Below are 14,646 nucleotides of genomic sequence, written 5' to 3'. Positions count from 1 at the left end.
GCTGTACCCCCTTCGTGCGATCCGGCCGGTGCTTCTAGGCGGGCACTTCGCTGCGGTCCCCGCTCCACAGCGTGTGGAAGCGCTTGTCCGGGTCGTCGCCGATGCGGCCGTAGGTGTGCGCGCCGAAGAAGTCCCGCAGTCCCTGGGTGAGCGCGGCGGGGAGCCGCTCGGTGCGCAGCGCGTCGTAATAGGACAACGCCGAGGCGAAGCCGGGGATCGGGATGCCCAGTTGCGTCGCGGTGACCACGACGCGGCGCCAGCCGTCGACGGCGGCCTCGATGGCGCTGCGGAAATAGGGCGCGACGATCAGCGTCGGCAGGTCCGCATCGGAGTCGAACGCCTCCTTGATGCGGTTGAGGAACTTGGCCCGGATGATGCAGCCGCCGCGCCAGATGGTCGCCAGGTCGCCGGGGGTGATGCCCCAGTCGTACTCGGCGCTGCCGGCCTGGATCTGGTTGAACCCCTGCGCGTAGGCGATGATCTTCGAAGCGTACAGGGCCTGGCGCACGTCCTCGGTGAATTGCACTGCGTCGCTTGGCTTTTCGCCGAGCTCTCCCGACGCCAGCCCGGTGGTGGCCTTGCGCTGGGCCACCGAACCCGACAGCGCGCGGGCGAACACCGCCTCGGCGATGCCGGTGACCGGCACGCCGAGGTCCAGCGCCGACTTCACCGTCCAGCGGCCGGTGCCCTTCTGTTCGGCCTCGTCGAGGATGACGTCGACCAGCGGCTTGCCGGTCTTGGCGTCGGTCTGGCGCAGCACCTTGGCGGTGATCTCGACCAGGAAGCTGTCCAGGTCGCCCTTGTTCCACTCGTCGAAGACACCGGCGATCTCACCGGCGGTCTTGCCCAGCCCGTCGCGCAGCAGCTGGTAGGCCTCACCGATCAGCTGCATGTCGGAGTACTCGATACCGTTGTGCACCATCTTGACGAAGTGGCCGGCGCCGTCGGGGCCGATGTGCGTGCAGCACGGCACGCCGTCGACGTGGGCCGAGATCTCCTCGAGCAGCGGGCCGAGCGACGTGTAGGACTCCGCGGGTCCGCCGGGCATGATCGACGGGCCGTTGAGCGCGCCCTCCTCACCACCGGAGATGCCGGCGCCGACGAAGTGCAGGCCGCGCTCGCGCATGGCCTTCTCGCGACGGATGGTGTCGGTGTAGAGCGCGTTGCCGCCGTCGATGATGATGTCGCCTTCCTCCATCGCGTCGGCGAGCTCGTTGATGACCGCGTCGGTGGGATCGCCCGCCTTGACCATGATCAGCACCCGCCGCGGCTTCTCGAGCGCGTCGAGGAACTCCGCGATGGTCTCCGATCGCACGAAGTTGCCCTCGCCCCCGTGCTCTTCCAGCAGCGCGTCGGTCTTGGCCACCGAGCGGTTGTGCAGCGCGACCGTGTAGCCGTGGCGGGCGAAGTTGCGCGCGATGTTCGAACCCATGACGGCCAGGCCGGTGACGCCGATCTGCGCGGTGCCGGTGGTGGAACCCTGCTTGGAATCCGAACTCATGTCTTGCCTTTCGGTGGGAGCACGCTGAACTAGCCGACCGACACACTGTGGCACAGCGAAGACGAGTCCGCCCGCGGTGATCCGCCCTCGCGACGCGTCAGAGGCCGAACAGCCGCCGCAGCTCCGTCAGCCACGGCACCACGACGGCGATCGTGGGTATGACGAAGACGCCGGCCGCCATCAGGTACGCGGCGGCCGCGAGCCTCGTCGGCGCCGACGCGCTCGACGAAGTGCACCAGCGCCGCCTGCCTGCCGCCGGGATCCTCGGCCTGGGCCAGCGCGTCGACCATCAGGCCGGCCACCAGCTCGTCGCGGCCGTGCACGGGGGCGTACCGGTGGGCCCGGTCGTCGCGGATCTGGGAGACGAGATTCTTCTTCGCCAGGCGCTGCAGCACGGTCATCACGGTGGTGTAGGCGAGGTCGCGTTGAGCAGACAAGCCCTCGTGGACCTGACGAACCGTCTGCGGTTCCGGCGTGGACCACAGGTGGTCCATGACGGCGCGTTCCAGATCTCCCAACCGGGTGAGCTTGGCCATAGTTCCCATCTCCTGGAGGCTCGGATCAAGCGTACTACCGCTTACTACCGACGGTCGTACCGGACAACGAACGCGCAGCCCCCCAAGTTTCCGGTCCGGAAAGCCCTTGCAAATTTAGGGCAGCCTTGCCTATCCTAGCGTGGTCGAGCGACAACGACCGCGGCGAGTCCTGAGGGCTGCAGCGACCCCCGGTCTACTCGATCGGCGAGCCCCGTGCCATCGGCGCGGGGCTCGCCCGTTTCGGGATGGCCGATGGTGTAGACAAGGAGCGTGACCGCGCCGGACGCCGCCCCCTCGGATTTCACCGCCCCGTTCGACAGCGAGCTGGGGCTGCGGTACACCGAGCTCGGCCCCGACGGCGCGCGGGCCCAGCTCGAGGTGACGCCGAAGCTGTTGCAGCCGATGGGCCTGGTGCACGGCGGCGTCTACTGCTCGATGATCGAGAGCATGGCCAGCGTGTCCGCCTACACCTGGCTGGCCACCCGCGGCGGCGGCAATGTGGTGGGGGTCAACAACAACACCGACTTCCTGCGATCCATCAGCTCGGGCACCGTGTACGGCAGATCCGAACCCCTTCACCGCGGCCGGCGCCAGCAGCTGTGGCTCGTCACGATCGCCGACGACGGCGACAAGGTGGTGGCCCGCGGTCAGGTGCGGCTGCAGAACCTCGAGGCCTAGCCGGGCCCGGCGTCCGCGTCACCCAATATTCCCAGCAAGCTCTCAGCGGCCGATCAGCGGTTGCGCAGGGGGACTTGACGACACGGACCTCGATCGTCCAAATCGACTGCGCGCCAATATGATTGGTGCGGTGCACACTCCCGATGACCCCAACGGTGCCGGCCGGCGCCGAGCGGCCGACAGCGCCCCGGCTCAGCCCCGTGGTTACGTCACGGCCTGATCGCCGGAACAGACCTCGCGCGCGCCGGCGATCCGCTGAAAGACGATGGTTTTCAGCGCTTTTCAGCGCTTTTCAGCGCTTTTCAGGGTGACCAGCGGGTCACGGGCCGCCGGCCGCGCAGCCGCTGGTTCGCGGGCCACGCCGGCGGTGCCCCCGGATCGGTGGCTGTAGTCGACACGACCGCCGGCGAGCTTGCGGTCGCGGACGAAGCCGGTAATTTGAAGGAAGGCGCGCCGCAGGGGCCGCCCGGACGAGTTCGCCGTACCCGGAAAGCGACAAGACGGCGACCGCGGGATGCGTGGCGCGCCGGTCACCGAGAATTTCTGATCCGCCCTCCGCTTAGACTCCGGTCGCCAGGGCATCCTCCGCCGTGATCATTCGCGACGAGAGGAGAATTGATGTTCAATCCGTTCGCCGGGCAGGCCGACATTCCCAACCGGGAGGGCGCCTGGGCGCAGCAGGTGGAGGCAGAGCTGCCCACCCGCCGGCACCGCGAAGAGATCGACCGGTGCCTCGCCCACGGGCTGGAAGCCGCGCCGACGATCAACGACCGCACTCTGTCGACCTTCTCCCGCGGCGAGTTGCCGCACTTCGCCGGTGAGCGCGGGACGTTCCTCAAGGCCCCGTTCCTGGAGGACGTCAACGACGTGTCCGACGCCGAGGTGGCCGTGTTCGGCGCTCCGCTCGACGCGGGCACCACCTACCGACCGGGGACCCGATTCGGCCCGATGGGGATCCGGCGCTCGACCAACCTGTTCGGCACGTACTGCTACGAACTCGGGGTCGACCTCCGCGAGCAGCTGAACATCGTCGACATCGGCGACGTCGTCACCATTCCCGCCAACATCGAGAAGTCGTTCGACCAGATCAGCCAGGCCATGTCGCACGTGGTGTCCCAGGGCGTCTTCCCGGTGGTGCTCGGCGGCGACCACTCGATCGGATTCCCGACGGTGCGGGGCCTGGCCCCGCACCTGGACGGCAACGTCGGCATCATCCACTTCGACCGCCACGTCGACACCCAGGAAACCGACCTCGACGAGCGGATGCACACCACGCCCTGGTTCCACGCCACCAACATCAAGAACGCCCCGGCCACGAACCTGGTGCAGATCGGGATCGGTGGCTGGCAGGCGCCGCGCGCGGGCGTCCAGGTGGGCCGCCAGCGCGGGAGCACGGTCATCACGGTCGGTGACGTCGAGCGGGTCGGGATCGAGAAGATCGCCGAGATCGCGCTCGAGACGGCCTGGAAGGACGCCAAGGCGGTGTACCTGTCGTTCGACATCGACGTGATCGACGCGGGCTTCGTGCCCGGCACCGGCTGGCCCGAGCCGGGGGGTCTGCTGCCCCGCGAGGCCCTCAACCTCATCCGCCTCATCTCCGAGCCGGGGCTCAACGGCATCGAGGTGGTGGAGTGCTCGCCGCCCTACGACTGGGCGGAGCAGACCGCGCTGTTGAGCAGCCGGGTGATCCTCGACAGCCTGGCCGTCATGGTGCGGGCCGGGAAGCTCGGCAAGAAACCGGCCAGCCTCAAGCGGCACGCATGGGGTCCATACACCGACTGACCGTGCCGATCGGGCCTCGCGGACGAGGTTGTGGGATTGCCCTGCTTTATTCTGGCTATTTTTAATGGACACAGTACAAATTAGCCAGTTGAGGCAATGCCGGTTGGCCCGCGCTGGTCACGCCGCACTGCGGCGGCCGTGGCCGGCGCTGGCGCCGCCATCATTGGCCCCCAGCGTCCACCGGCACGATCGCCGCGGCGATATTCGCGGAAGTGGCTGTCGAAGAGGCACTTTGGCCCTCGGATGGTCCGCGCAGGCGTCGCGGCCGGGCGGTGTTGACGGCGCAGATCAAAGGAGTAACCGAGCGGTGCCGCCATGTTGACGACCGACGGAACGGGGAGCATTGCCGGTCCGAAGCTGCTTAGCCACATGACGCATCAGCGAATTTTCAGCAAATTCGCAGGAGTTAGCCAGTGCAGTTACAGCCCGACCGTGGAACATAGAAACGGTCCGGCGGCGCAACGTCCGGGCGCCGGTATGGACGTCCAGACTCCGCGTCCGCCCGGCGCGGCCGTCGGCAGGGCCACACGTGTAAGCAGGGGGAGTTTGTGACGCTGGATTTTGCGGCATTGCCGCCGGAGATCAACTCCGGACGCATGTATGCGGGACCGGGGTCAGGGCCGATGGTCGCCGCCGCCGCGGCCTGGGACGGCCTGGCGGCCGAGCTCAACTTCGCCGCGGCGTCGTACCACTCGGCGATGTCCGAGCTCACCGGCGGGCCGTGGGTGGGGCCGTCGTCGACCACGATGCTCGCCGCCGTGACGCCCTACATGTCCTGGCTGACCGCCGCCGCCACGCAGGCCGAACAGACCGCCGGCCAGCTCAAGTCGGCGGTCGCCGCGTACGAGGCGGCGTTCATCGCCACCGTGCCGCCGCCCGTGATCGAAGTGAACCGGGCCCTGTTGGCCGCACTGGTGGCCACGAACATCCTGGGCCAGAACACCCCGGCCATCATGGCCACCGAGGCGCAGTACGCCGAGATGTGGGCCCAGGACGCCGCCGCGATGTACGGCTACGCCGGCGCGTCGGCGGCCGCGACGAAGCTGTCACCGTTCACCCCACCGCCGCAGACGACCAACCAGGCCGGTACGGCCGCCCAGGCCGCCGCCGTCAACGAGGCCGCGGCCGAACCGAGCGCGCAGTCCGGGCTGACGCAGGCGATGAACCTGGTCCCCGGCGCGCTGCAGAGTCTCGGGTCCGGGGGATCGTTCAACCCGATCTCCTTCGTGGAGGACGTCCTCGGCACCACCACGGGCCAGGCCCTGAACACCTTCACCACCGACGGCGGCAACTGGGCGCTGGTCATCAGTGGACCCCTGTTCACCGCTTCCGGCATCACGCCCCTGCTGGGCGGTCTCTACGGCCTCGCCCTGCCGCAGGCCGCGGCGGCCGCGGCGAGCGACGCAAGCCGCCTTCGGGCCGGCTCGCGGCAGCGGGTGGTCGCCGCGCTGCCCGGGGAGGCGGGCATGCACGACGACCCCGCGGCCCCGTGGGTCAGACCCGCCGCGAACGGCCCGGCAGACGGGGGCGTGATCAGCGAGCGCGACGAGCTCAACCAATTGCGCAAAGCGGTCGCCGACGTCACCAGGCAGCGTGACGTCCTCAAGCGCACCGCGGCCACCCTGATCAAGGAGGCCACGGAGAAGTAGCGACTTGTCACTTGTCACTGCCGCGGGCCAAATCCGCGGTGCTTCAACTGATTTCGAGATTGGGGTCGGTCAATTGTTTTTCACCAAATTCGCCGGAACGCAGAAGGACCTGGAGGGCGACCCGGCCGTCGACGTGACGTCCGGGCAAGCGCGCGACCGCGCGGGAGACGGTGACCCGCGCGCGGGTGTCGGCACCGGGCCCGCGGCCGACGCGACGGGCGACGACGAGGATCTCGCCCAGCTCAAGGCGCTCGGTTTCTCCTCCGAGTTCCGCCGGGACATGAGCCCGTGGGCCAACTTCTCGCTGGGCTTCACCTACCTGTCACCGGTGGTCGGCATCTACACGGTGTTCGCGTTCGCGTTGGCCACCGCAGGCCCGCCGATGATCTGGAGCCTGCTGATCGTCGGCGCGGGCCAGATGCTCGTCGCGCTGGTCTTCAGCGAAGTGGTCGCGCAGTTCCCGGTGGCCGGCGGCGTCTATCCCTGGGCGCGCCGGTTGTGGGGCCGCAAATGGGCGTGGATGACCGGCTGGGTCTACATGTTCTGCCTGTTGGCGCTCATCGCCGACGCGGCCTTCGGCGCGGGCCCCTACCTGGCCGCCATGGCCGGGTTCCGGCCGACCGCCTATGCCAAGATCTATTGCGCGCTGGCCGTTTTGGCGGTGGCCACGCTGATCAACCTGACCGGCACGAAGATCCTGGGTTACTTCGCGATCTTCGGCTTCACCGCCGAACTGATCGGGGCGCTGGTGGTCGGCGTCTGGCTGCTGGTCTCCCACCGCGCCCACGGGCTGGGGGTGCTGTTCCACAGCTTCGGCGCCCAGGGCAGTCACAGCTTCCTGTACGCCTTCCTCGCCGCCAGCCTGATCGGCCTCTATCAGTTCTTCGGCTTCGAGGCGTGCGGTGACGTGGCCGAGGAGGTGCGCAACCCGGGCATCCAGATTCCGAAGGCGATGCGCCGCACCATCTACATCGGCGGTGCCGCCTCGACATTCGTGTGCCTGAGCCTGATCCTGTCGGTCACCGACTTCGGCGCGGTGATCCGCGGCGACGACACCAACCCGATCTCGACGGTGCTGACTTCGGCGTTCGGGGATGTCGGGTCCAGGGTCGTGCTCGGCATCGTGCTGATCTCGTTCGTGTCCTGTGCGCTGAGCCTGCAGGCGGCGGCCAGCCGGCTGATCTTCTCCTACGGCCGTGACGGCATGATCCTCGGCTCGAGGCTGCTGGCGCGGTTCGACCACAAGCGCCACGTGCCGCCCTACGCGCTGCTGGCCGCGGTCGTCGTGCCCGGGGTGCTGATCATCGGAACGATCGTCTCGGAACACCCGCTGAACAAACTGGTGAGCTTCGGCACCGTCGGCGTCTACCTCGGCTTCCAGATGGTGGTGCTGGCCGCCCTGCGCGCCCGGCTCAAGGGCTGGAAGCCGTCCGGCAAGTACCAGTTGGGCCGTTGGGGGATGGTCGTCAACGTGGCCGCCCTGGCCTACGGCGTCGCCGCCATCGTCAACATCAGCTGGCCGCGGACGCCGGATGCCCCCTGGTACGACAACTGGGTCGTCCTGCTGATGGCGGGGCTCATCATCGGCTTCGGCCTGCTCTACATGGCGATCACCCGCGCCCACACGAAAAGCGATGCCCCCCACGCCGACGCCGTGCCCGAGCCGATCTGACCCGAGGTGCCCGCCACCAAAGTGGCAGGATAGGAGGCCATGCTTCTCACCCCGCACGAGCAAGAGCGACTGCTGTTGTCCTACGCCGCGGAGCTGGCCCGCCGGCGTCGGGCCCGCGGGTTGCGGCTCAACTATCCCGAGGCCGTCGCGCTCATCACCGACCACATCCTGGAAGGCGCGCGGGACGGTCGCAGCGTCGCGGAGTTGATGGCCAGCGGTTGTGACGTGCTCGGTCCCGACGACGTGATGGAGGGGGTACCCGAGATGATCGACGAGGTTCACGTGGAGGCGACGTTCCCCGACGGCACGAAACTGGTCACCGTCCACCACCCGATCGCATGATTCCCGGCGAGATCCTTTACGGCAGCGGCGAAATCGAGATCAACGCGGGCGCGCAACGGCTCGAGATGCAGATCGTCAACACCGGCGACCGTCCGGTACAGGTCGGCAGTCACGTCCACCTTCCGCAGGCCAACGCCGCGCTCTCGTTCGACCGCGCGGCCGCCCACGGTCACCGGCTGGACATCGCGGCGGCCACGGCCGTCCGCTTCGAGCCGGGCATTCCGCAGTCCGTCCGCCTGGTCCCGCTGCGCGGGCGCCGCGAGGTGTACGGCCTCACGCTGGACCCGCCGGGAAAGCTGGACGTCTCATGACGCGGCTGTCCAGGCAGCGATACGCCGACCTGTTCGGCCCGACCACCGGCGACCGGATCCGGCTGGCCGACACCGACCTGCTGGTGCAGATCACCGAAGACCGCAGCGGGGGACCGGGTCTGGCCGGCGACGAGGCGGTGTTCGGCGGCGGCAAGGTGCTGCGCGAGTCGATGGGGCAGGGACGCGCGAGCCGGGCCGAAGGAGCGCCCGACACGGTGATCACCGGCGCCGTGATCGTCGACTATTGGGGAATCGTCAAGGCCGACATCGGCATTCGCGACGGCCGGATCGTCGCCATCGGGAAGGCGGGCAACCCCGACATCATGACCGGCGTGCACGAGGACCTGGTGGTCGGGCCGTCGACCGAGATCATCGCCGGCAACGGGCGAATCCTCACCGCCGGCGCGATCGACTGCCACGTGCACCTGATCTGCCCGCAGCTCCTGCCCGAGGCGCTCGGGTCCGGGATCACCACGTTCATCGGCGGCGGAACCGGGCCGGCGGAGGGCAGCAAGGCCACCACCGTCACCCCCGGCGCCTGGCACCTGGCCCGGATGCTGGAGGCCCTGGACTCGTGGCCGGTGAACTTTGCGCTGCTCGGCAAGGGCAACACCGTCAACCCCGAGGGGCTGTGGGAGCAATTGCGCGGCGGCGCTTCGGGATTCAAGCTGCACGAGGACTGGGGATCGACCCCGGCCGCGATCGACACCTGCCTGAGCGTGGCCGACGCCGCGGGGGTGCAGGTGGCGCTGCACACCGACACCCTCAACGAGATGGGCTTCGTCGAGGACACGCTCGGGGCGATCGCCGGCCGCTGCATCCACACGTATCACACCGAGGGCGCCGGGGGCGGGCACGCGCCGGACATCATGCGGGTCGCGGCCGAGCCGAACGTGTTGCCCAGTTCCACCAACCCCACGCGCCCGCACACGGTGAACACGCTCGACGAGCACCTCGACATGCTGATGGTGTGCCATCACCTCAATCCCGCGGTGCCCGAAGATCTGGCGTTCGCCGAGAGCCGCATCAGGCCGTCGACGATGGCCGCCGAGGACCTGCTGCACGACATGGGCGCGATCTCGATGATCGGCAGCGACTCTCAGGCGATGGGCCGCGTGGGCGAGGTGGTCATCCGTACCTGGCAGACCGCGCACGTGATGAAGCGCCGCCGCGGCGCGCTGCCCGGCGATGGCTCGGGTCCGCACGGGGCGGACAACAATCGCGCACGGCGCTACGTCGCGAAATACACCATCTGCCCGGCGATCACGCACGGACTCGATCACGAGATCGGGTCGGTGGAGGTGGGCAAGCTTGCCGACCTGGTGTTGTGGGAGCCCGCGTTCTTCGGGGTGCGGCCGCACCTGGTGCTCAAGGGCGGCATGATCGCGTGGGCGGCGATGGGCGACGCCAACGCCTCGATCCCCACTCCGCAACCGGTGCTGCCGCGCCCGATGTTCGGTGCGGCACCGGCGGCGTCCTCGGCCACGTCGGTGCACTTCGTGGCGCCGCACGCCATCGATGCCGGCCTGGCCGACAATCTCGCCGTGAACCGGAGATTGGTGCCCGTCGGGAATGTGCGCGCGGTCGCCAAGACGGACCTGCCGCTCAACGACGCGATGCCGTCCATCGAGATCGACCCCGACACCTTCACCGTGCGCATCGACGGTGAGGTCTGGCCTGAGCAACCGGCAACGGAACTTCCCATGGCGCAACGATATTTCCTCTTCTGATGGTCCAGCCGTCCCTGGCCACACTGCTCGCGCTGGCCGACTCCCGCCTGCCCACGGGCGGCCACGTGCACTCCGGCGGGGTGGAAGAGGCCGTCACCTGCGGCATGGTCACCGACCTGGCCACGCTGAAGGCGTTCCTGGTCAGGCGGATTCGCACCCACGGCCTCGTCACGGCGTCCGTGGCGGCCGCGGTGCACCGGGGCGATCTGGCCGTCGACGACGCCGACCGCGAAACCGACGCCCGGACCCCGGCGCCCGCGGCGCGCCACGCGTCCCGCAGCCAGGGACGCGGGCTGGCACGGCTGGCGCGCACGGTGTGGCCGGACGGAAACTGGGACGAGCTGGGCCCGCGCCCGCATCTGGCGGTGGCGGCCGGGCGCGTCGGCGCGACGAGCGGCCTGACGCCGGAGCACGGCGCCCTGCACCTCGTCTACACCACCATGACGGGCTCGGCGACCGCCGCCCAGCGCCTGCTGGCGCTGGACCCGGGCGCCGTCGCCGCCGTCACCATCGGATTGTCCGGGCTGTGTGAGACCACCGCCGCGCAAGCGAACGCCGGCCTGGCCGACCTGTCCGACCCCTGGCTCGACACGCTGGCGCAACGCCACGCCGAACGCGAGCGACCCCTGTTCGCCTCCTGAAAGGTCAGCAATGTCAACCCATTCGCACGCTCATGCGCATCACGATCGGCCCCGCCGCGTCCGCCGGCCCGGGGAGCCGCTGCGGATCGGGGTCGGCGGCCCGGTCGGGTCGGGCAAGACCGCACTGGTCGCCGCCCTGTGCCGTCAACTGCGTGACGAGCTGTCGCTCGCGGTGCTGACCAACGACATCTACACGACCGAGGACGCCGACTTCCTGCGCCGGCACGCGGTGCTCCCGGACGAGCGAATCGCGGCCGTGCAGACCGGGGGGTGCCCGCACACCGCGATCCGCGACGACATCACGGCCAACCTGGACGCGATCGAAGACCTGGTCGCCGCCCACGACGGGCTCGACCTCATCCTCGTCGAATCCGGCGGCGACAACCTGACCGCCACCTTCTCCGCGGGCCTGGTGGATGTGCAGATCTTCGTCATCGACGTCGCCGGTGGGGACAAGGTGCCGCGCAAGGGCGGACCGGGCGTGACCTACTCGGACCTGTTGGTGGTCAACAAGACCGACCTGGCGCCGCTGGTCGGCGCCGACCTCGAGGTGATGGCCCGCGACGCCGCGGCGGTGCGCGACGGCCGGCCCACCGTCTTGCAGTCGCTGACCCGCGATCCGGCCGCCGGCGAGGTGCTGGCGTGGGTCCGCTCCCAGGTCGCCGCCGCGCGCGAGGACGCCGTTGCGTTCTGAGGTCGTCCTGGTCGCGTGCGCGAACCGGCTGCCGCGCATCGAGTGCCGCGGCGGCGGAGTTCAGGCGCGGTGCACCGCTCCCGGCACCGTGCACCTGGTGTCGGCCGCCGCCACCCCGCTTGGGGGGGACACCATCACGATCCGCGTGGTCGTCGAGCCCGGCGCGACGCTGGCGCTGCGCAGCGCCGCGGCCGCCGTCGCCCTACCCGGGGCCGATAGCTCGACATCGTTGGCACACTGGGAGATTCAGATCGCCGGGAACCTGGACGTCGACCTCGAGCCGACCATCGTCGCCGCGAGCGCCCGGCACCTGTCGACGGTCGCGGTGGCGCTGCACGGCGCCGGCGCCGTCCGCTTCCGCGAGCGCGTGCAAATCGGCCGATGCCGTGAGCGCGACGGGTTCTGGTCCGGGTCGCTGCGCGCCGACTACGACGATCGCCCGCTCCTGCGGCATCGGGTGGAGTTGGGCGCCGGGTCGCTGGCCGACGACAGCATAGCGGCGCCCCGCGCGGCGATCAACGAATTCCGTTATCCCGCAACAACTGCGGCCGTCGCCGACGATGACGGGTGGACGGTGCTGGCGCTGGCCGGCGGCGGGACGCTGAGCACGTGGCAGGCGGACCGCCTGAAGGCCTAGCTGGCCCGCCTGGCCGCCGGACGCTTCGCCTCGGCCGCGGCCACCGCCAGTTGTTCCAGGCGGGTGCGGGCGAACGCCTGCTGCTCGGTGATGGTCAGCTGGCCGCGCCGGGTGCTCAGGAACGTCACGATCCAGGACAGCAGTGTGCTGACCTTCGTCTTGAAGCCGACCAGGTAGAGCAGGTGCAGCACCAGCCACGCGAACCACGCGATCAGCCCGCTGAACTCGACCGGACCGACCTTGGCCACCGCGGAGAACCGCGAGACCGTCGCCATCGAGCCCTTGTCGAAGTACTGGAACGGCTCCCGCTCGGCCGGGTTCGCGCCGCCCAGTTCCGCCTTGAGCAAGTGGGTGACGTACTTGGCGCCCTGGATGGCGCCCTGCGCCACCCCGGGTACGCCCTCGACGGCGGCCATGTCGCCGATCACGAACACGTTCGGGTGGCCGGGAAGGGACAGGTCGGGCAGGACCTTGACCCGTCCCGAGCGGTCGAGCTCGACGGCCGACTGCTCGGCCAGGTCGGCCCCCAGGCCGCTGGCCGCCACCCCGGCGGACCACACCTTGCAGGCCGACTCGATCCGCCGGACGGTGCCGTCGGAGTCCTTGACCGTGATGCCGTTGCGGTCGACGTCGGTCACCATCGCACCGAGCTGGATTTCCACGCCCATCTTCTCCAGCCGTGCGGCCGCCCGCTGACCCAGCTTCTCCCCGAACGGCGGCAGCACCGCGGGGGCGGCGTCCAGCAGGATCACCCTCGCCCGGGTGGAGTCGATGTGCCGGAACGAGCCCTTGAGGGTGTGCGCGGCCAATTCCGCTATCTGGCCGGCCATTTCGACGCCGGTCGGGCCGGCACCGATGACGGTGAACGTCAGCAGCTTTGCCCGCCGCTCCGGATCCCGCGACCGCTCGGCCTGTTCGAATGCGCTCAGGATGCGGCCCCGCACCTCCAGGGCGTCGTCGATCGACTTCATGCCGGGCGCGAACTCGGCGAATTGGTCGTTGCCGAAATAGGACTGCCCGGCGCCGGCGGCGACTATCAGTGTGTCGTAAGGGGTTTCGTAGGTGTGGCCGAGCAGGTCGGACACGACGTATTGCCCCGCGAGATCGATGTGCGTGACGTCACCGAGCAGCACCTGCACGTTGCGCTGCCGGCGCAAGATGACCCGGGTGGGCGGGGCGATGTCGCCCTCGGACACGATTCCCGTCGCCACCTGGTAGAGCAGCGGCTGGAACAGGTGGTGGGTGGTGCGGGCGATCAGCTTGATGTCGACATCGGCGTGCTTGAGCTTCTTCGCCGCATTGAGCCCGCCGAAGCCCGAACCGATGATGACGACGCGGTGGCGGCGCTCCGGTCCGGATGTCATGTGTGGCTGGGGGCTCATGCTGGGCTGCTCCTGACGGGTCACCTACGACTAATACGGTAGTCAGTCGGGTACCCCGAAACCCAATTCGCAAGCCTGTGTGATCAGTTACACCTCGTCATCAAGCCTGGTCAGGCCGTGTTACGCGGCGGTGCCCAGCTAAGCGTCGAAGAGCGGACGCAGCGCCTCGCCCGCGGCGGTCACGATGCCGGGGGTGTAGAAGGGCAGGTTGACGATCACGCTGCCGATTCCGGCGTCGAGCACCTTGGTCTTGATCTGGTCGGCGACGGACGCGGCGCTGCCGACCACCATCCGCTGAGCCATCTCGGCGGGGATCTGGTCGGGTTTGGCGTTGTCGTCGACGAGGGCGGTGATCAGCATGCTGGTCTCCAGCGTCGCGGGGTCGCGGCCGGCCTCGTCGCAGCAGCGCCGCACGACCTCCAACTTGCGCGGCAGCTCGTCGAAGCCGGCGATCACGTTGAGGTGGTCGAAGTGTCGCGCGGCCAGTGGAATGGTCTTCTTTTCGCCGCTGCCGCCGATCATCATCGGAATGTGTTCGCGGAAGCGGGGATTCGCGAAGGCCTCGCTGGCCCGGTACCACTTGCCCGAGAACGTCGCTCGTTCCCCCTTGATCATCGGCACGATGATCTGCAGCGCCTCGTCGAGCCGGTTGAACCGGTCGGTGAAGGTGCCGAACTCGAAGCCCAGCTGGTCGTGCTCGAGCTCGAACCAGCCGGTGCCGATGCCCAGGATCGCCCGGCCCTGACTCACCACGTCCAGCGTGGTGATGATCTTGGCCAGCAGCGTCGGGTTGCGATACGTGTTGCCGGTCACCAGCGTGCCCAGCTGCACCCGCTCGGTGGCCGTCGCGAGAGCACCCAGCGCGGTGTAGGCCTCCAGCATCGGCTGATCGGGCGAGCCCAGCATGGGCAGTTGGTAGAAGTGGTCCATCACGAAAATCGAATCGAATCCTGCCGATTCGGCCTCGCGGGCCTGGGCGATGACGGTGGGGAAGAGTTGTTCCACCCCGGTGCCGTAGGAGAAGTTGGGGATCTGCAGACCGAGTCGAATAGCCACGCCGTCCACCGTAGAGCGGCGCGGCGCGCGGCGCG

Annotated in this window: 13 protein-coding genes, 1 pseudogene and 1 riboswitch; of the genes and pseudogenes, 10 read left to right on the top strand and 4 right to left on the bottom strand. The window is 69.3% G+C overall.

The features are described 5' to 3' along the window. Positions 1-34 precede the first annotated feature (34 nt). Positions 35-1,501: an NADP-dependent phosphogluconate dehydrogenase gene (gndA, locus tag BN971_RS03815; RefSeq protein ID WP_085182399.1), complete on the bottom strand. Its 1,467-nt coding sequence runs from the start codon at positions 1,499-1,501 to the stop codon at positions 35-37. Positions 1,502-1,689: 188 nt separating this feature from the next. Next, positions 1,690-2,037 (bottom strand): annotated as a pseudogene (locus BN971_RS03810) (BlaI/MecI/CopY family transcriptional regulator); the annotation flags it as partial. Between the two features lie 270 nt (positions 2,038-2,307). On the opposite strand from BN971_RS03810, the gene BN971_RS03805 reads away from it, so the two are divergent. The 10 genes from BN971_RS03805 to BN971_RS03760 all read left to right on the top strand — a co-directional run bounded on the left by BN971_RS03805 (position 2,308) and on the right by BN971_RS03760 (position 12,173). Next, positions 2,308-2,715, top strand: a complete 408-nt coding sequence (locus BN971_RS03805; RefSeq protein ID WP_085182402.1) for a PaaI family thioesterase — start codon at positions 2,308-2,310, stop codon at positions 2,713-2,715. A 445-nt stretch (positions 2,716-3,160) separates the two neighbouring features. After that, positions 3,161-3,225: riboswitch (guanidine-III (ykkC-III) riboswitch) on the top strand. Between the two features lie 108 nt (positions 3,226-3,333). Further along, the gene (locus BN971_RS03800) at positions 3,334-4,497 is read left to right on the top strand and encodes an agmatinase family protein (protein ID WP_085182403.1); all 1,164 of its coding nucleotides are present in this window, start codon (positions 3,334-3,336) and stop codon (positions 4,495-4,497) included. Positions 4,498-5,051: 554 nt separating this feature from the next. Beyond that, positions 5,052-6,146 (top strand): PPE family protein, encoded by a 1,095-nt coding sequence (locus tag BN971_RS26240; RefSeq protein ID WP_090350000.1) that lies wholly within the window; start codon positions 5,052-5,054, stop codon positions 6,144-6,146. 73 nt (positions 6,147-6,219) lie between these two features. Further along, positions 6,220-7,818 carry an APC family permease gene (locus BN971_RS03790; protein WP_245836985.1) on the top strand — a complete coding sequence of 533 codons (1,599 nt, stop codon included), beginning with the start codon at positions 6,220-6,222 and terminating at the stop codon, positions 7,816-7,818. A gap of 39 nt (positions 7,819-7,857) precedes the next feature. Next, positions 7,858-8,160, top strand: coding sequence for an urease subunit gamma (locus BN971_RS03785; RefSeq protein WP_085182404.1), 303 nt, complete (start codon positions 7,858-7,860; stop codon positions 8,158-8,160). Beyond that, positions 8,157-8,471 carry an urease subunit beta gene (locus BN971_RS03780; protein ID WP_085182405.1) on the top strand — a complete coding sequence of 105 codons (315 nt, stop codon included), beginning with the start codon at positions 8,157-8,159 and terminating at the stop codon, positions 8,469-8,471. Before BN971_RS03785 ends, BN971_RS03780 begins: the two co-directional genes overlap by 4 nt. Further along, entirely contained in the window at positions 8,468-10,201 is a 1,734-nt protein-coding gene (locus tag BN971_RS03775; RefSeq protein WP_085182406.1) for an urease subunit alpha, read from the top strand. Before BN971_RS03780 ends, BN971_RS03775 begins: the two co-directional genes overlap by 4 nt. Further along, positions 10,201-10,842: an urease accessory protein UreF gene (locus BN971_RS03770; RefSeq protein ID WP_085182407.1), complete on the top strand. Its 642-nt coding sequence runs from the start codon at positions 10,201-10,203 to the stop codon at positions 10,840-10,842. The genes BN971_RS03775 and BN971_RS03770 overlap by 1 nt, the downstream gene beginning before the upstream one ends. A 10-nt stretch (positions 10,843-10,852) precedes the next feature. Beyond that, entirely contained in the window at positions 10,853-11,536 is a 684-nt protein-coding gene (gene ureG / locus BN971_RS03765; protein WP_085182408.1) for an urease accessory protein UreG, read from the top strand. Further along, positions 11,526-12,173 carry an urease accessory protein UreD gene (locus BN971_RS03760; RefSeq protein WP_085182409.1) on the top strand — a complete coding sequence of 216 codons (648 nt, stop codon included), beginning with the start codon at positions 11,526-11,528 and terminating at the stop codon, positions 12,171-12,173. The genes ureG and BN971_RS03760 overlap by 11 nt, the downstream gene beginning before the upstream one ends. Here BN971_RS03760 and BN971_RS03755 read toward each other — a convergent pair. After that, positions 12,170-13,555, bottom strand: coding sequence for an NAD(P)/FAD-dependent oxidoreductase (locus tag BN971_RS03755; RefSeq protein ID WP_085182410.1), 1,386 nt, complete (start codon positions 13,553-13,555; stop codon positions 12,170-12,172). The two genes, BN971_RS03760 and BN971_RS03755, sit on opposite strands and share 4 nt — an antisense overlap. 138 nt (positions 13,556-13,693) lie before the next feature. Continuing rightward, positions 13,694-14,611 carry an LLM class F420-dependent oxidoreductase gene (locus BN971_RS03750; protein WP_085182458.1) on the bottom strand — a complete coding sequence of 306 codons (918 nt, stop codon included), beginning with the start codon at positions 14,609-14,611 and terminating at the stop codon, positions 13,694-13,696. Positions 14,612-14,646 lie beyond the last annotated feature (35 nt).

It is taken from the genome of Mycobacterium bohemicum DSM 44277 (genome assembly GCF_001053185.1).
In the GTDB taxonomy this organism is placed as follows: domain Bacteria; phylum Actinomycetota; class Actinomycetes; order Mycobacteriales; family Mycobacteriaceae; genus Mycobacterium; species Mycobacterium bohemicum.
Note: the sequence above shows the minus strand (reverse complement) of the source record. Positions and strands in the feature narration are given on the sequence as shown.

Excerpts from the sequence above, each read along its gene's own strand:
- BN971_RS03800 (WP_085182403.1), top strand. The coding sequence starts at position 3,334 with ATGTTCAATCCGTTCGCCGGGCAGGCCGACATTCCCAACCGGGAGGGC.
- BN971_RS03780 (WP_085182405.1), top strand. The coding sequence starts at position 8,157 with ATGATTCCCGGCGAGATCCTTTACGGCAGCGGCGAAATCGAGATCAAC.
- ureG (WP_085182408.1), top strand. The coding sequence starts at position 10,853 with ATGTCAACCCATTCGCACGCTCATGCGCATCACGATCGGCCCCGCCGC.
- gndA (WP_085182399.1), bottom strand. The coding sequence starts at position 1,501 with ATGAGTTCGGATTCCAAGCAGGGTTCCACCACCGGCACCGCGCAGATC.
- BN971_RS03755 (WP_085182410.1), bottom strand. The coding sequence starts at position 13,555 with ATGAGCCCCCAGCCACACATGACATCCGGACCGGAGCGCCGCCACCGC.
- BN971_RS03775 (WP_085182406.1), top strand. The coding sequence starts at position 8,468 with ATGACGCGGCTGTCCAGGCAGCGATACGCCGACCTGTTCGGCCCGACC.
- BN971_RS03770 (WP_085182407.1), top strand. The coding sequence starts at position 10,201 with ATGGTCCAGCCGTCCCTGGCCACACTGCTCGCGCTGGCCGACTCCCGC.
- BN971_RS03785 (WP_085182404.1), top strand. The coding sequence starts at position 7,858 with ATGCTTCTCACCCCGCACGAGCAAGAGCGACTGCTGTTGTCCTACGCC.